14 protein-coding genes are annotated in these 16,376 nt (G+C 71.3%); 7 read left to right on the top strand and 7 right to left on the bottom strand.

Annotated elements, in window-relative coordinates; translation table 11 throughout:
- Window positions 1-17: 17 nt before the first annotated feature.
- The gene (gene smc / locus ACFVY3_RS03990) at window positions 18-3,626 is read right to left on the bottom strand and encodes a chromosome segregation protein SMC (protein WP_400158837.1); all 3,609 of its coding nucleotides are present in this window, start codon (window positions 3,624-3,626) and stop codon (window positions 18-20) included.
- A 263-nt stretch (window positions 3,627-3,889) separates the two neighbouring features.
- On the opposite strand from smc, the gene ACFVY3_RS03985 reads away from it, so the two are divergent.
- Genes ACFVY3_RS03985 through ACFVY3_RS03975 form a run of 3 tightly spaced genes read left to right on the top strand, consistent with a single transcriptional unit; the run spans window position 3,890 to window position 8,615 of the window.
- Window positions 3,890-4,912 (top strand): 3-oxoacyl-ACP synthase III, encoded by a 1,023-nt coding sequence (locus ACFVY3_RS03985; protein ID WP_400158836.1) that lies wholly within the window; start codon window positions 3,890-3,892, stop codon window positions 4,910-4,912.
- A complete protein-coding gene (locus tag ACFVY3_RS03980; RefSeq protein ID WP_400158835.1) occupies window positions 4,906-7,590 on the top strand; it encodes an alpha/beta fold hydrolase in 2,685 nt (894 codons plus the stop codon). Before ACFVY3_RS03985 ends, ACFVY3_RS03980 begins: the two co-directional genes overlap by 7 nt.
- Window positions 7,587-8,615, top strand: coding sequence for an NAD-dependent epimerase/dehydratase family protein (locus ACFVY3_RS03975; RefSeq protein WP_400158834.1), 1,029 nt, complete (start codon window positions 7,587-7,589; stop codon window positions 8,613-8,615). The genes ACFVY3_RS03980 and ACFVY3_RS03975 overlap by 4 nt, the downstream gene beginning before the upstream one ends.
- Here ACFVY3_RS03975 and mutM read toward each other — a convergent pair.
- From mutM to coaD, 5 genes are all read right to left on the bottom strand, one after another.
- Entirely contained in the window at window positions 8,551-9,555 is a 1,005-nt protein-coding gene (gene mutM / locus ACFVY3_RS03970) for a bifunctional DNA-formamidopyrimidine glycosylase/DNA-(apurinic or apyrimidinic site) lyase (protein WP_400158833.1), read from the bottom strand. The two genes, ACFVY3_RS03975 and mutM, sit on opposite strands and share 65 nt — an antisense overlap.
- Before the next feature lie 8 nt (window positions 9,556-9,563).
- Complete coding sequence (gene rnc / locus ACFVY3_RS03965) at window positions 9,564-10,313, bottom strand: ribonuclease III (RefSeq protein WP_377970097.1); 750 nt, start codon at window positions 10,311-10,313, stop codon at window positions 9,564-9,566.
- Window positions 10,314-10,334: 21 nt separating this feature from the next.
- Window positions 10,335-10,538 (bottom strand): 50S ribosomal protein L32, encoded by a 204-nt coding sequence (gene rpmF / locus ACFVY3_RS03960; protein WP_056738282.1) that lies wholly within the window; start codon window positions 10,536-10,538, stop codon window positions 10,335-10,337.
- A gap of 36 nt (window positions 10,539-10,574) precedes the next feature.
- Window positions 10,575-11,099, bottom strand: a complete 525-nt coding sequence (locus ACFVY3_RS03955) for a DUF177 domain-containing protein (protein WP_290257876.1) — start codon at window positions 11,097-11,099, stop codon at window positions 10,575-10,577.
- Window positions 11,100-11,182: 83 nt separating this feature from the next.
- Window positions 11,183-11,662 (bottom strand): pantetheine-phosphate adenylyltransferase, encoded by a 480-nt coding sequence (gene coaD / locus ACFVY3_RS03950; protein ID WP_290257515.1) that lies wholly within the window; start codon window positions 11,660-11,662, stop codon window positions 11,183-11,185.
- A gap of 48 nt (window positions 11,663-11,710) precedes the next feature.
- On the opposite strand from coaD, the gene ACFVY3_RS03945 reads away from it, so the two are divergent.
- The 3 genes from ACFVY3_RS03945 to ACFVY3_RS03935 are packed head-to-tail and all read left to right on the top strand — an operon-like array spanning window position 11,711 to window position 14,651.
- Window positions 11,711-12,658 carry an SDR family NAD(P)-dependent oxidoreductase gene (locus ACFVY3_RS03945; RefSeq protein WP_400158832.1) on the top strand — a complete coding sequence of 316 codons (948 nt, stop codon included), beginning with the start codon at window positions 11,711-11,713 and terminating at the stop codon, window positions 12,656-12,658.
- On the top strand, window positions 12,655-13,866 hold the full coding sequence (locus ACFVY3_RS03940) for an aminotransferase class I/II-fold pyridoxal phosphate-dependent enzyme (protein WP_400158831.1): 1,212 nt from the start codon (window positions 12,655-12,657) through the stop codon (window positions 13,864-13,866). Before ACFVY3_RS03945 ends, ACFVY3_RS03940 begins: the two co-directional genes overlap by 4 nt.
- Window positions 13,863-14,651, top strand: coding sequence for a spermidine synthase (locus tag ACFVY3_RS03935; protein ID WP_400158830.1), 789 nt, complete (start codon window positions 13,863-13,865; stop codon window positions 14,649-14,651). Before ACFVY3_RS03940 ends, ACFVY3_RS03935 begins: the two co-directional genes overlap by 4 nt.
- A 28-nt stretch (window positions 14,652-14,679) precedes the next feature.
- On the opposite strand, the gene ACFVY3_RS03930 is transcribed toward ACFVY3_RS03935, so the two are convergent.
- The gene (locus ACFVY3_RS03930; protein WP_400158829.1) at window positions 14,680-15,165 is read right to left on the bottom strand and encodes a MarR family winged helix-turn-helix transcriptional regulator; all 486 of its coding nucleotides are present in this window, start codon (window positions 15,163-15,165) and stop codon (window positions 14,680-14,682) included.
- Window positions 15,166-15,395: 230 nt separating this feature from the next.
- Between ACFVY3_RS03930 and ACFVY3_RS03925 the strand changes: the two genes are divergently transcribed.
- A complete protein-coding gene (locus ACFVY3_RS03925) occupies window positions 15,396-16,373 on the top strand; it encodes an ABC transporter substrate-binding protein (protein WP_290257510.1) in 978 nt (325 codons plus the stop codon).
- Window positions 16,374-16,376 lie beyond the last annotated feature (3 nt).

Here is a 16,376-nt window from a genome sequence, read left to right as displayed (position 1 = left end):
GGCCCAATCGGCCCCGGTCAGACCTCGGCGCCGAGCCGCTGGCTGATTACGGTGGAGACGCCGTCGCCGCGCATGGTGACGCCGTAGAGGGCGTCGGCGACCTCCATGGTGCGCTTCTGGTGGGTGATGACGATCAGCTGGCTCGATTCGCGGAGCTCCTCGAAGATCGTGATGAGCCGGCCCAGGTTGGTGTCGTCGAGGGCCGCCTCCACCTCGTCCATGACGTAGAACGGCGAGGGCCGGGCCTTGAAGATGGCCACGAGCAGCGCCACGGCCGTCAGGGACCGCTCGCCGCCGGAGAGCAGCGAGAGGCGCTTGATCTTCTTCCCTGCGGGGCGGGCCTCCACCTCGATGCCGGTGGTCAGCATGTCGCTGGGGTCGGTCAGGACCAGCCGTCCCTCACCGCCCGGGAAGAGCCGGGCGAAGACCCGGACGAACTGCCGGGCGGTGTCCTCGAAGGCCTCCGCGAAGACCTTCTGGACCCGGTCGTCGACGTCCTTAATGATGTCCAGCAGGTCCTTGCGGCTGGCCTTGAGATCCTCGAGCTGGGTGCTGAGGAACTGGTGGCGTTCCTCCAGTGCGGCGAATTCCTCCAGGGCCAGCGGGTTGACCCGGCCCAGGGCGGCGAGGTCCCGTTCGGCCTTCCGCAGCCGTTTCTCCTGCTCCTCCCTCACGAAGGGTTTGCCCTCGAGGATGGCGCGGCCGTCCTCGTCCACTGGCGCACGCAGGGCCGCCCATTTGTCCCCGGTCTCCTCCGCAGGCACCGGGACGGGCTGGTCCGGGCCGAAATTTTCGACCAGCTGGTCCGGGCTGAGCCCGAGTTCCTCGACACTGCGCAGCTCGAGTGCCTCGATCTTGAGTCGCTGCTGGGCCCGCGCCAGCTCGTCCCGGTGTACGGAGTCGGTCAGTTCCGCCAGTTCGCGGGCCAGCGCGTCGTTGCCGGTCCGAACCTCCGCCAGATCCTGGTCCAGCCGTGTGCGGCGCTCCTCGGCAAGGTCCCGGTCCACGCGGGCCAGCTCGACCGACACGTCCAGGAAGCGGGCCACCTGGGCGACGGCTGCGGAGACGGCGGCGGCGCGGCGGGCCTGCAGGGCGCGGCGGCGGGCGCGTTCGGCTGCCTCGGCGCGGGCCTGCCGCTCCGTGGCGGCGGCCCGTTCCAGCGAGGAGGCACGGTTGCTGATGGCAGTGAGCTGTTCCTCGGCGCTGCGCAGGCCCAGCCGGGCATCCATCTCGGCCGCGCGGGCCGCGGCCGCGGCCTGGGCGAGGGCGTCCCGTTGGTCCTGGGAAGGTTCCTCCTCCGCGGGGGCCTCCTGCGCGGCGGCCAGCCGGGCGGCCACCGTTTCCAGGGCACCCTGCTCGACCGCGACGGCGGCCTCGGCGCGGGCCAGGGAGGCGGCCAGGCGTTCGCTCTCCCCCACGGCGCTGCGGAGCACGGAATTCAGGTGCCCCAGGCGTTCGGCCACGGCGGCGAGCCGGGCGTCGGACTCGTGGAGTTTGTCCAGGGCAGCGTCCGCGCGCTCCTGCGCTTCCGCCCGCCGGGGCGCCGCGGCCGCCAGGGCGAAGCGGGTGCGTTCCAGCTCCGCGGTCACGGCGGCCAGCCGGGCGGCGGCGTCGTCGACGGCGGCCTGTACCTCCAGCAGCGACGGGGCCGAAGCCGAGCCGCCGCGGACGGCAAGCGCGGTGAAGACATCCCCCGCCCGGGTGACGGCGGTCAGCTCCGGGTGGTCGGCCAGCAGGGACGCGGCGGCGTCGTCGTCCTCGACGACCGCGGTGCCGGCCAGCAGCCGGTCCAGCAGCCCACGCACGGGCACGGCGTCCGCCGCGTCGGCCGCCGGAGCAACCAGTCCGGCCGCCGGGCGTGCCCCGGCCGGCAGCGCCGCTGTCCAGGGCACGTCGTCCCTGCTCCCGGCACCGGCCGCGGCGAGCAGCAGCGACGCACGGCCGGCGTCCTCTTCCCGGAGCAGGCAGAGCGCGGCGGTGGCCGCGGCAAGGTCGGCCACCACGACCGCGTCGGAGCAGTGGCCCAGCGCCGCCGCGATGGCGGCCTCGTAGCCGGCTTCGACGGCCAGCATCGACGCGAGCGGGCCGAGAATCCCGGCGAGGCCGGAGGAGGCGACGTGGCCGGAGCCATCCTTGCGGTTCAGGCCGAGCTGCAGGGCTTCGTGCCGGGCCGCGAGGGCACCGCGTTCCCGGTCGGCATCGCGTTCGGCGGCCTTCAGCGCGTCGATCTCGGCGGTGACGGCGTCGAGTGCCTCGCTGGCGGCCTCGTACTCGGCATCGAGGCTCTCTTCCCCGTCCTCGACGCCGGCCACCTGGGACTCCAGGGCGGTGAACTCGGCCTGGGCCTGGCGCCGTCGTTCCTCGCCAGCGGTCAGTGATTCCCGCAGCCGGCCCACCTCGGCCTGCGCGGATTCGACCCGGGAACGGGCCGCGCCGACCTGCCCGGCCAGCCGGGCCAGGCCCTCGCGCCGGTCCGCGGCGGCCCGCAGCAGGGCGTCGAGGCGTTTGGATTCGGCGGCGGACGCGGCCTCGGCCTCCTGCTTGGCAGCAGTGGCGTCCGCGAGCGCGTCCCGCCGCAGCCGGATCTGCTCTTCCAGCCCGGCCTGCTCGGCCCGGACCCGGGCGGCCTGCTGGTCCAGGTGGTCGGGGTCCCGGCCCGTCGCGGGTCCCGGGTCCGCGGCGCCGAGCAGGCGCCGGCGTTCCTCGGCCAGCGATCCGAGGGAGCGGAGCCGTTCCCGCCCGGAGGAGAGCCGGTACCAGTTGTCACGGGCGGCGTTGAGGGCGGGCGTAGCCTCGGCGGCCTGCTGCTCCAGTTCCGCCTGGCGGCGCCGGCCCAGGTCCAGGTCCCGTTCGACGACGGAGCGCCGGGCCTTGAGCGCCGATTCGTCCGCGACGTCCCGGGCAAGCGTGGACTGCAGCCGGACCAGGTCGTCGGCGAGGAGCCGTGACCGCGCGTCCCGGACCTCGAACTGGACGGTCTGCGCGCGGCGTGCAACGGCGGCCTGCTTGCCCAGCGGCGTCAACTGCCGCCGGATCTCGGCCGTCAGGTCCCCGAGCCGGGCCAGGTTGGCCTGCATGGCCTCCAGCTTCCGGACCGTCTTTTCCTTCCGGCGCCGGTGCTTGAGGATGCCGGCGGCCTCCTCGATGAAGCCGCGCCGGTCCTCGGGGGTGGCGTGCAGGACCTTGTCCAGCTGGCCCTGGCCGACGATCACGTGCATTTCCCGGCCGAGGCCGGAGTCGGAGAGCAGTTCCTGGATGTCCAGCAGCCGGCAGGGGGCACCGTTGATGGCGTACTCGGACCCGCCGGTGCGGAACAGCGTGCGCGCGATGGTGACTTCGCTGTACTCGATCGGGAGGGCGCCGTCGCTGTTGTCGATGGTCAGCGACACGTGCGCCCGGCCCAGCGGGGGCCGGCCGGAGGTGCCGGCGAAGATGACATCCTCCATCTTGCCGCCGCGCAGGGTCTTGGCGCCCTGTTCGCCCATCACCCAGGACAGGGCATCCACCACGTTGGACTTGCCGGAACCGTTGGGACCCACCACGGCGGTGACGCCGGGTTCGAACTCAAAGGTCGTCGCGGACGCGAATGACTTGAATCCGCGGACGGTCAGGCTTTTGAGATGCACGGTGGTTCCGGTCTCCTGCTGTGGGGTAGGTAGATGAAGCAGTGGCAGCCGCTACCGGCTACATACAATCTACTGCGGGGCACCGTCAGAATCCGCGCCATCGCGGTTCCGGCGGCGCGCTGGGCCCCTCCGTCCCCGCCGTCGATGCCGTGGACTGCATATGCAGGAATGGATGTGCAGCGGGCATAGTTAAGCACTTGGGCTTGTGCTTGACGGCGCAGTGAGCCGCAGGAGCGCAGGACAGATACGAACAGAGGCTTGATTTGATAGGCAATGCCACCTTCCGGCACACCAACACCGCGTTGCTTTCGGTGAGCAGCGTCGAGGCGCCCACGATCGTGAGTTCCCGCGACTTCGACCAGGCCCTGGCCGGGACGCTGCGCCGGTTGAAGTTCCCGCCGCGCCTGCTGGAGCGGGTCGCCGGGATCACGCACCGGCGCTGGTGGGCCCCTGGGACGGCGTTCGACGACGCCGCCGTGGAAGCCGGCGCCAAGGCCCTCGCCGAGTCCGGAATCGCGGCCTCCGACGTCGGGCTCCTGATCAACACCTCGGTCACCCGCCGGAACCTCGAACCGTCTGTCGCGGTCAAGATCCACCACGGGCTGGGACTGCCCTCCTCGGCCATGAATTTCGACCTGGCCAACGCCTGCCTGGGCTTCGTCAACGGCATGACCCTGGCCGCCACCATGATCGACTCCGGCCAGATCAAGTACGCCGTGATCGTCAACGGCGAGGACGCACAGGCCACCCAGGAGGCCACCCTGGCCCGGCTGCAGCGCCCCGAGACCACCCGCGAGGACTTCAACCGCGAGTTCGCCACCCTCACCCTCGGCTCCGGCGCCGCGGCCGCCGTGCTGGGTCCCGCGGACCAGCACCCGGGCGCGCACCGGGTCGTCGGCGGCGTGGTCCGCGCCGGCACCGAACACCACGAACTCTGCGTCGGCGGCATCGACGGCATGGCCACGGACACCAAGGGACTGCTCGACGGCGGCCTGCAGCTGGTGGTGGACGCGTGGCGCGAAGCCCAGCCGGAGTGGGACTGGGCCTCGATGGACAGGTACGTCACCCACCAGGTCAGCAACGCCTACACCCAGGCCATCATCGACGCGATCGGCCTGGACCCGGACAAGGTGCCGATCACCTTTCCGCACTGGGGCAACGTGGGCCCTGCGTCCCTGCCGATGACCCTCGCCGCAGAGGCGCAGACCCTCACCAGCGGTGACCGCGTGCTGTGCATGGGCGTCGGTTCCGGCCTGAACACCGCGATGGTGGAAATCGCTTGGTAGCCGCCACCTGGCCCGGCGTCGATCCCGCCTGGTCCCGCGAGATCGACGTGCCCTCCACCTCCGGCCTGGACGTGTCCGGCCCGGACAGAGCCGGCACAAGGCGCCGCTGGCACATTCTGGACAACGCGGCCCAGCTGGCCGAGCGCGGCCTCACCCCCGCCGGCACCCTGCTCTGCGTCCACGGCAACCCCACCTGGTCCTACCTCTGGCGGACCCTGCTGGCCGCCGGAACCGACCCCGCCCACCCCTGGCGGGTGGTGGCGGTGGACCAGCTGGACATGGGATTTTCCGAACGGACCGGCACCTTCCGCCGGCTGCAGGACCGGATCGATGACCTTGGAAACCTCACCGACGCGCTCGGCCTGACGGGGCCGGTCGTCACGGTCGGCCACGACTGGGGCGGGGTCATCAGCCTCGGCTGGGCACTGGCCCACCAGGACCGGCTCGCCGGCGTGGTCCTCACCAACACGGCCGTCCACCAGCCCGCCGGGGTGCCCATCCCCGCGGCGCTGCGGCTCGCGCTGCATCCGGCCGTGCACCGCTGGGGCACGACGACGTCGGACGCCTTCCTGCGCGTGACCCACGCCCTGGCGCACCCGGCGCTGGACCCCGCGGTGCGCGCGGCGTTCATGGCCCCGTACCGCAATGCCCGCCGCCGCGCCGGGGTGGGCAACTTCGTGGCCGACATCCCGGCCGACGCCTCCCACCCCAGCTACCCGGCCCTGACCGCCGTGGCCGAGGGGGTGCGCGGACTCAGCGTCCCGGCGCTGATGCTGTGGGGACCCCGGGACCCGATCTTCTCCGACCGGTACCTCAAGGACCTGGTTGGCCGGCTGCCGCACGCCCAGGTGCACCGCTTCGAGGGTGCCGGCCACCTGGTGGCCGAGGACCGCAACATCGCGGATCCCATCTTCACCTGGCTCGCCGAGCAGGTTTCCGACGCCCCCACGGCCGAACCCGCCGCGTTGGCCGCCGCAGAGGCCGCCGGGACCGGGCCGCTCTGGGCGCCGCTGACTGTCCTTGCCTCGGGCCCCGACGCGGACCAGACCGCCGTGGCTGAGATGGCACCCCACGGTGGCGCGTCCCGCTCGCTCAGCTGGCGTGAACTGCACCGGCGCGTCACCGACCTGGCCCGCGGACTCAGCGGCGCGGGCGTCACGGCCGGGACCCGGGTCAGCCTGATGGTTCCGCCCGGCGTCGACCTCACCGTCGTCCTCTACGCCTGCCTCCGCGTGGGCGCCGTCGTGGTCGTCGCCGACGCCGGGCTCGGGCTCCGCGGCTTGAGCCGCGCCGTGCGGGGAGCCACCCCGGACGTGCTGATCGGCATCGACAAGGCCCTCGCCACGGCCGCCGCCCTCGGCTGGGAGGCCCGGCGCTTCAGCGTCCGCGACCTCCCGGCCGCCCGCCGCCGGATCCTCGGCGTCGAAACCTCCCTCGAACGCCTCGGTGACCCCGGCGCCGGCGACGGCGCGGCGGACGATGCCGGCCTGCCGCCCGTGCCGGCGGCAGACTCCCCCGCCGCCGTGCTGTTCACCTCCGGCTCCACCGGGCCGGCCAAGGGCGTCCGGTACACGCACCGGCAACTCGCCGCCATGCGGGACACCCTCGCCGCCACCCTGGACCTCCGCCCCGGCACACGCCTGGTGGCCGGCTTCGCGCCGTTCGCCCTGCTGGGCCCCGCCCTCGGCGCCGTGTCCGTCACCCCGGACATGGACGTGACCCGGCCACGCACCCTGACGGCCCGGGCCCTGGCCGCCGCGGCCGCCGCGATCGGCGCCACGGTGGTCTTCGCCTCGCCCGCCGCGCTGCGCAACGTCCTGGCCACCCGGGACACCCTCACCCCGGAGGGCCGGCAGGCCCTCGACGCCGTGGAGCTGCTGCTCTCCGCCGGGGCCCCGGTACCGCGAAGCCTGCTCGAGGACCTTCAGGACCTGGTCCCCGCAGCCGAGCTCCACACCCCCTACGGGATGACCGAGGCCCTTCCCGTGACAGACATCAACCTGGCGCAGATCCGGGAGGCCGCGGCCGACGCCGCCGCCGGGACGGTGCCCGGCGCCGGAAACGGCATCTGCGTGGGCCGGGCGGTGCACGGGGCCGAACTGGCGGTGGCCCCGCTCGTCGCGGACGGCACCGCGCCGGGCAACCGGCCGGTCACGGACGCGGGAGTGACCGGGGAAATCCTGGTCCGCGCCGCGCACGTCAAGGACTCCTACGACCGGCTGTGGCTGACCCAGCGCGAGAGCGCCCGGACGGCGGGCTGGCACCGCACCGGCGACGTCGGGCACCTCGACGCCGCCGGACGGCTCTGGGTGGAGGGCCGGATGGCGCACGTGGTCACCGCCCCGGGCGGCGTCGTCACGCCCGTCGGGGCCGAACAGGCCATCGAGGCATTGTCCGGGGTCGGACTCGCCGCCGTCGTCGGCGTAGGGCCGGCCGGCACCCAGGCGGTCGCCGCAGTCGTCGAGACCGTTCCGGCCGTCCGCAAGGCGGAACCGGCCGAGCCCGGGCTCGCCGGCCGGGTCCGCGCCGCCGCCCGGCAGGCCGGCGTCGAGGTCTCCGCCGTCCTGGCCGTCCCGGCCCAGCCCACCGACATCCGCCACAACGCCAAGATCGACCGGACACGGCTGGCCCGCTGGGCCGGCTCCGTGCTGGCCGGCGGCCGGCCCGGCACGCCGTGAGGGTACTGGTCACCGGCGCCAGCGGGCTGCTCGGCGGCGCCGTTGCCCGGCTGCTGGTGGAGCAGGGCCACGAGGTCACCACCTTCCAGCGCCGGCCCTCCGGGGTTCCGGGAGCCGCGGACCTGCACGGTTCCGTCACGGACGACGCCGCCGTGCGCAGTGCCGTCGCAGGCATGGACGGCGTCATCCACCTCGCCGCGAAGGTCTCCTTCACCGGCCGTCCCGAGGACTTCGACGAGGTCAACATCGCCGGCACCGCCCGGCTGCTGGCCGCCGCCCGTGACGCCGGCGTGCGGGACCTGGTGTTCGTCTCCTCCCCGTCGGTAGCCAATTCCGGGCAGGCGATCGCGGGCCTGGACGCCGAACCGGCGGACCCGGCCCGGGCGCACGGAGACTACTCCCGCACGAAGGCAGCCGCCGAACTGCTGGCCCTCGCCGCGGACGCACCCGGTTTCCGGGTCACCGCCGTGCGGCCACACATCGTCTGGGGACCCGGCGACACCCAGTTGGTGGAGCGGGTCCTGGAACGCGCCGCACAGGGCAGGCTGCCGCTGCTGGATGCCGGCGGCGCCCTGATCGACACGACATACATCGACAACGCAGCGGCCGCCATTGTGGCAGCGCTGCACCGCATGGACCGGGTCCACGGGCTGGCGCTGGTGGTCAGCAACGGCGAGCCGCGGCCGGTGGGTGAGCTGCTGGCCGGAATCTGCGCCGCGGGCGGCGTGCCAGCGCCCGCGTGGTCCGTGCCGGGACGCGTGGCCCGGGCCGTGGGGTCATTGGTGGAGAAGGCCTGGCTCCGGTCCGGCCGGGTGGAGGAGCCGCCGATGACCCGGTTCCTGGCCGAGCAGCTGTCCACGGCGCACTGGTTCGACCAGCGCCGGACCCGCGAGCTCCTCGACTGGACCCCCGAGGTCAGCCTGGACGAGGGGCTGGCCCGGCTGGCGGCGCACTACGGTGCTACCAGCGGCCGTTACGCGGACGCGGCTGGCACACCGGACAGGTGTGCGCCGAGCGGTTCATGAACTGCTCGCGCTTGATCAGGCTGACGATCCCGTTCGCGGCGCAGCGCCGGCACTCCTGGCCCTCCCGGCCGTAGGCGTTCAGGGACCGTTCGAAGTAGCCGGAGGAACCGTTGACGTTCACATAGAGCGAATCGAAGCTGGTACCGCCGGCGGCCAGGGCGTCGGTCATGACCTGCCGGGCCGCGTCGAGGACGCGTTCGGCGTCGGCGCGGCGCATCCGGTCCGTGGCGCGGGCGTAGTGCAGCTTGGCCAGCCACAGCGCCTCATCCGCGTAGATGTTCCCGATGCCCGAGACCAGGCCCTGGTCCAGCAGGGCGCGTTTCAGACCGGTCCGGCGCGCCCGGAGGCGGCGGTAGAACAGGTCGAAGGAAAAGTGCGGGTCCAGCGGATCGCGGGCGATGTGCGAGGCTTCCTCGGCGATCAGCGGCAGCGGGGTCTCGGCCAGGCCTCCCGGGCCGCCGTCCGCGGTGGGGATCAGCGAGGTCAGGAACAGGCCGCCGAAGATCCGCTGGTCCACGAATCTGAGCTGCTCCGGCATGCCCGCGGCCGGGCTGAGCCGCAGCCGGATCTTCAGGTGCTTCTCGTCCGGGACCTCGGCGTCCTGCATCAGGAGCTGCCCGGACATGCCCAGGTGCGCCATCAGGGCGACGTTCGCGGCGCGGCCTGAGGTTCCAGACCCGTCGGGCGCGGCCGCGTTGCCCTCTGCGCCACCGCCGGGCGCGTCCGGGGAGGCGTCCGCGAGCGGCAGCCAGAGGAATTTGCCGCGGCGGACCACGTCCAGGACGCGGGCGCCCTGCAGGTTGCCGATGAAGTCAGCGGGGCCGAGGGCGTGCCGGCGGACGGACCGCGGGTCCAGCACCTCGACGCCGGTGATGGTCCGGCCGCGGACCCAGCTCACCAGGCCGCGCCGGACCACCTCAACCTCGGGCAACTCGGGCAAGGGCGTTCCTAGCTGCCGGCCGGGGCGGCGGCGGAATCGCGGCGGCCCGCAACGTCAGCGGCGTCGCCGTCGGACTCCGCGGGGGCGGACAGCCGGCGCCACGCGTCGGCGGCGGCTTCCTGTTCCGCTTCCTTCTTGGAGTTGCCGGTGCCGGTGCCGTAGTCGGTGCCGCCGATGCGCAGCACGGCCTCGAAGGTCCGTGCGTGGTCCGGGCCGGACCCCTCGACGGCGTAGTTGATGGTGCCGAGCTGCCGGCTGGCGGCGAGCTCCTGGATGCTGGTCTTCCAGTCGGTGCCGGCGCCCAGCGCGGCGGCGTCCTTCAGCAGCGGACCCACCAGCCGCATGACCAGCTGCCGGGCCGTCTCCAGGTCATTGGAGAGGTAGGTGGCGCCGATCAGCGCCTCCATGGTGTCCGCGAGGATGGAGGCCTTGTTCTTGCCCTGGGTGAGCTTCTCGCCCTGGCCAAGGTAGATGTAGTCGCCCAGGTTGATGCTGCGGCCGATGCCGGCCAGCGCCCGGGTGCTGACGACGGCGGAGCGCCGCTTGGCCAGGTCACCTTCGGGAAGGTCCGGGTTGTCACGGTAGAGCGCGTCCGTGACCGAGAACCCCAGGATCGAGTCGCCCAGGAATTCGAGCCGCTCGTTGGTGGGGATGCCGCCGTTTTCGTAGGCGTAGGAACGATGGGTCAGAGCAAGACGAAGCGTCCCGGCGTCAATAGAGACACCGAGACGCTTCAGAAGCTCTTCAGTTGAAGACATCTTAGTCAGCCTGTTGGCGGATTAGACGTCTGCGACCTTGCGGCCCTTGTACTCAAGGAACAGCGCGGTGCCAGCCGAGTCGGTAACGACCTTTGCCTGGTGCGGCAGGCTGTAAACAACCTGGCCGTTTTCCACGGTCTTCACCAGGTGGGGGGCGGTTGCCTTCCACTGGGAGCGGCGGGCGCGGGTATTCGAGCGAGACATTTTCCGCTTGGGAACAGCCACGGCTAACTCATTTCTCTCTAGTCCAACACTTACAAATCAGTTTTGCCGGTCAGGCTTAGCCAGGTCGGCTAGGGCAGCCCAGCGAGGATCCAGGACCTCGTGGTGGTGCCCCGGCTCGTCTTCCAGGCGAACTCCGCATTCGGAGCAGAGGCCCTGGCAGTCTTCCCGGCACACCGGCTGGAACGGCAGCATGGTGACAACTGCGTCCCGCAACACCGGTTCAAGATCGATTAGATCGTGCTCGACTCGACGTTGCTCTTCTTCGTCTTCTCCGTCCGAGAATTCAGCATCCTCGTAGAAGAAAAGTTCTTGCACATTGACCTCTTGGTCATACGCAAGGGGATCCAGGCATCGACCGCATTCGCCGGTTACTTCGACGAACGCGGTGCCCGATACCAGAATTCCTTCGTGTACGGCCTCCAGGCGCAGATCCAGCTCGACATCCGAGCCTTCCTGCACACCAATGAGCGCCACGCCGAGATCACCCGGCGCGGGTACATGTTCTTTCAGTGTCCGCATGCTTCCCGGACTGCGTCCGAGGTCCTTGACGTCGAACGCCAGGGGCGAACTTGCATCTCGCTTAATGAGAACTCCTGTAGAACATATGACCGACGTACTATCTTAGCCTGATTCTTCGAGCGGACTCAAACCGCCCCGCCGGACCCCAAGCGCCGCAGAACCGACTTCGGCACGAACTCCGAGACGTCGCCGCCAAGGGTGTGGACTTCCTTGATCAGGGTGGAGGACAGGTGCAGGTAGTGCCCCTCGGCGGGAAGGAAGACCGTCTCGACGCCGGTGAGCTGGCGGTTCATGGTGGCCATGGGCAGCTCGTAGTCAAAGTCGGAGGAGGAGCGCAGCCCCTTGACGATCGCGGAGGCACCCCGCCGGCGGCAGTACTCGGCCAGCAGCCCCTCCCCCACGGGCTCGACCACGATTCCGCGCAGCGAGGCCAGCGTCTCCCGGGCCATGCCGATCCGTTCCTCGAGGGTGAAGCGGTACTTCTTGGCGTAGTTGGTGGAGACCGCGACGATGACCTCATCGAACAGGCTCGCGGCCCGTGCAATGACCTCCAGGTGGCCGTTGTGGATGGGGTCGAAGGAGCCTGGGCACACCGCGCGTCTCATCCTCCGAACCTACCGCATGGGGCTTGCGGGCCGGGATAGCATGGCGGCATGTCAGCATCGAAGAGTTCTTCTGCCGCGCCTGTGTCCGCGCCGTTCAGCGTTTCGGGAGGGACGGTCCTGGTGACCGGTGCCGCAATGGGCATGGGCCGGCTGTACGCCCTGCGCGCTGCCGGAGAGGGTGCCGCCGTCGTCATCCTCTGGGACGTCGACGCCGCGGGCCTGGCCTCGACCGCCGCAGAGGTCACCGCTCTGGGCGCGCGCGCCGTCGTCCGCCAGGTGGACCTGGCCAGCCGGGAGGCAATCGCCGACGCCGCCGCCGAGGCCGCCGCGGAGGGCCCCCTGACCCTGCTGGTCAACAACGCCGGGATTGTCCGCGGCGCCCTGTTCTGGGAGCACGACCCGGCCCGGGACATTGCCTTGACCATGGACATCAACGCCCTCGCCCCGATGTACGTCGCCCACGCCTTCCTGCCGGCGATGATGTCCGACGCCGGCCGTCCCCGCCGCATCCTGAACATCGCCTCCGCGGCCGGCACCGTCTCCAATCCGCGGATGAGCGTCTATGCCGCCTCCAAGTGGGCGGTGATCGGCTGGAGCGACTCGCTGCGGCTCGAACTCGAGCAGCAGGGCTTCGACCACCTCAAGGTCACCACCTTCTGCCCCAGCTACATCTCCACCGGCATGTTCGCCGGCGCCCGCGGACCGCTGTTCACGCCCCTGATGACCCCCGAGGATGCCATCAACCGCGCCTGGAATGCCATGCAGGAGGGCCGGCCGCAGCTGATCGCCCCGGCGACGGCGCAGCTGGGCAAGGTGCTGCGCGGGCTGCTGCCGGTGCGCGTCTGGGACTTCGTGGGCGGCAGGATCTTCGGCATTTACACCACCATGGACAAGTTCACCGGCCGGACCGGCACCCCCTCCGGCACGGCGGCCACCGGCGCTCCGTCCGGCCAGGCGGCGAACCAGTCACCGGACACGACGGCGGGCACGCCGTGACCCAGGTCCCGAATCCGGCACCCTGGCAGCGGACGGCCACCGGAGCGAACCTGCTCGGCGCCGACGGGACCCTGGGAGTCACCATCTTCGAGGAAATGACCACCCTGGCGCTCTCCACGGGCGCCATCAACCTGGGCCAGGGCTTCCCGGACGAGGACGGCCCGGCCGAGATCAAGGACGCCGCGCAGGCCGCCATCGCGGCCGGAGCCAACCAGTACGCACCGGGCAAGGGGATCATCGAGCTGCGCGAGGCCATCTCGTTGCACCAGGAACGCTTTTACGGCCTGACCCCGGACCCGCAGACCGAGGTGATCGTCACCACCGGCGCCACGGAGGCGATCGCCGCCGCGCTCCTGGCCCTGGTGGGCCCGGGCGATGAGGTCCTCACCTTCGAACCGTTCTACGACTCCTACGGCGCGATCATCGGTCTTGCCGGCGCCACGCATGTCACCGCGCCGCTGCTGGCCCCGGATTTCATGCCGGACCTGGACGCCCTGGAGGCCGCCTTCAGCGACCGGACCAAGGTGGTGCTGGTGAATAACCCGCACAACCCCACGGGGGCGGTCTTCCCCCGGGTGGTGCTGGAGCGCGTCGTCGCCCTCGCCCGCCGGCACGACGCCGTGATCGTCACCGACGAGGTCTACGAACACCTCACCTTCGGCCCCGCCCACCTTCCCGTCGCCGGGCTGCCCGGCGCCGGGGACCGCACCCTGACCATTTCGTCCGCCGGCAAGACCTTCTCCTTTACCGGCTGGAAGATCGGCTGGATCTCCGGCCCGGAGCAGCTGATCTCGGCCGTGCGCACGGTCAAGCAGTTCCTCAGCTACAGTTCCGGCACCCCGTTCCAGAGCGCGATCGCCCTGGGGCTCGGCCTGCCGGACGAGTTCTACGCGGGCATCGCGGACACCCTGCGGCTGAAGCGGGACATCCTCAGCGAGGGGCTGCGGGCCGCCGGCTTCGACGTCTTCACCCCGCAGGGCACGTACTTCGTCAACGTGGACACCGCGCCGCTGGGCATCACGGACGCCCTGGACTTGGCCCGGCGGCTTCCGGAGCTGGTGGGCGTCGCCGCGATCCCGGTCCCGGTGTTCTGCCACGCCGAGGGCGCCGAACGGACCCGCAGCCTGCTCCGCTTCGCGTTCTGCAAGCGGACGCCGGTGCTCGCCGAGGCCGCGGAGCGCCTGGCGACCCTCCGGGACCGGCTGTGAGCTCCAAGTCCCCGGCAGGCTCGCGGTTCCTGCGCACCACCGGCCAGCATGCCGCGATCGAACGGGACGAGTTCACCGACGGCGGCTACATCCTCAGCATCGGCGGCGCCGAACAGTCGCACGTCAACCTGGCCGAACCGGACGACATCTTCTACGAGTACCTGCGGCGGATCGGGCACATCGTCGACCTCGCCGCGCCGTGGGGCGAACCCGTCACGGCGCTGCACCTGGGCGCCGGCGCCCTCACCCTGACCCGGTACATCCAGGCGACCCGGCCCGGGTCGGTGCAGTACGCGGTGGAACTCGAACGCGAACTGCTGGACTTCGTGCTGGAGCGGCTGCCCATGCCGGAGGGCACGGAACTGCACACGGTCATCGGCGACGCCCGGGAGGCCCTGGCGACCCTGCCGCCGGAGCTGCGCTTCGACGTCGTCATCCTGGACATCTTCTCCGGCCCCGAGGCACCCGCCCACATCGCCTGCACGGAGTTCTACCGGGAGGCGGCCGCCCGCCTCACGCCGCGCGGGGTGCTGGTGGTCAACGTCGGCGACGAGCCGGGCCTGACCCTGGTCCGCAGCCAGGTGGCCGCGCTCCGCCGGGCCATGGCGGACGTCGCCGCGTTCGCCGAGTCCGGCCTGTTCTCCGGCCGCTACCCCGGCAACATCATCCTTGCCGGCACGCAGGGCCCCTGGCCGGTGCAGTGGACGGCCGCGCTCACCGCCCGCGGGCCGCACCCGGCGAAGTTGCTCACCGGCGTCGAGCTGGACGCGATCGCGGAAGCGTAAGGGGCCCGGGACCGCAGAACCCGGCTGCTCAGCCGAAGGCGATCTTCCGCAACAGCTCCCTCAGCTGGTCCCGCTCGGCGCCGCTGAGTGCGGCCAGGGACGTGTTCTCGGCGTCCCGCACCGCCCCCGCGGCCCGGCCGTACAGGTCCCGGCCGGCGGCGGTGGCCCGGATGACCTTGGACCGCCGGTCCCGCGGGTCGGCGGCGCGTTCCACCAAGCCGCGGGCCTCCAGCGCATCCACCAGCGAGACGATCTGGCTGGGGTCCAGGCGCAGGAAGCCGGAGAGCTCCCGCTGCGAGGGGTCGGTGCCGCTGCAGGCCAGGGCCAGCACGGAGTAGGAACGCACCTTCAGCTCCAGTGGCGCCAGCAGCGCGTTGGCGTGGCCGACGCCCACCGAGCGGGCGCGGGCGGCCAGAAACTCGATCTCGCCGGCCAGCTCGCTGGCCAGCAGGCGGTCCGGAACGGCGGCGGAGCCTTCCCCCTGGTCCGGGTCCGGCGTGAGTGGTGCGGCCACAAATCCTCGCAGTTCTTGGCGGGTGCGCAGGGCGCATGACAGCAGCAACATTACCCGCGGCCCCTGCCGCGGTCCTCCGGCGGCGCGCACAGAGATCGTTGGAAAAATAATGATTGACTTTATCAATTATGTGGGTTGTCATTTATGTAATCCGGGGCCCGCCGGAAAGGCGGTTAGCGGCCGTGCGGGCTCCGAAGGCCGGATAACTTACCCCAAGGAAGTGGACTGTTATGAAGAGACTGACCTTTGCCGCCGTCGGCGTTGCCGCCGCGGTGCTCCTGACGGCCTGCGGCGGAGGATCCCCGTCCGGCACCGGATCCGCGGCACCTGCCGCAGGGGCGGACGGTCTCCGCAGCATCAGCGTCGGCGTGATTTCGATCGCGCCGTCCGCTGCCGTGCAGATGGGCATCGACGAGGGCATCTTCGCCAAGCACAAGCTCAAGGTCGAGCTGCAGAGCGGGCAGGGCGGCGCGGCGATGCTTCCCGCCGTCTCCACCGGCACCATGAACTTCTCCGTCGGCAACCCGCTGTCCGTGCTCCTGGCCAAGAACAAGGGCCTGGACATGAAGATCGTCACCGGGTACTCCAACTCCCTGGCCACCGGCGAGGACATCAACGGCGTGGTCGCGAAGGCCAATTCCGGCATCACCTCCGCCAAGGACCTCGCCGGGAAAAAGGTCGCCGTCAACACCATCAACGCCCAGGGCGACCTGACCATCAAGGAGGTCGTCTCCCAGCAGGGCGGCGATCCGAACGCGGTGCAGTTCCTCGAACTGCCCTTCCAGGACATGGGCGCTCAGCTGGCGCAGGGCAACGTGGACGCCGTCTGGGTCCCGGAGCCGTTCCTGTCCAAGCTGCTGGCGGACGGCAACAAGCTGGTCACCTACAACAACCAGGCCGCGCTGCCCGGGCTCCCCACCATGGTGACGTTCACCAGCGGCAACTACGCCCAGCAGAACCCCGAGGTGGTCAAGGACTTCAAGGCCGCCATGACGGAGACGCTCAGCATGGCCCAGAGCAACCCCGACAAGGTCCGGGCGCTGCTGCCGGCGTTCATGAAGATGCCGGAAAACGTCGCCAAGACCCTGCGCCTGGAGAAGTTCGACGGCGCCGTGGACGAGCCGACGCTGACCAAGCTTGGTGCGCTGATGGCCAAGTACAAGATCGTTCCCTCGGAGCCGGACGTCTCCGGCACCATCCTGAAGTAGGGG

It is taken from the genome of Arthrobacter sp. BPSS-3 (genome assembly GCF_044628475.1).
GTDB lineage: Bacteria > Actinomycetota > Actinomycetes > Actinomycetales > Micrococcaceae > Arthrobacter.
The sequence above is the reverse complement of the archived record's forward strand: the minus strand, read 5'-3'. Positions and strand labels throughout refer to the sequence as shown.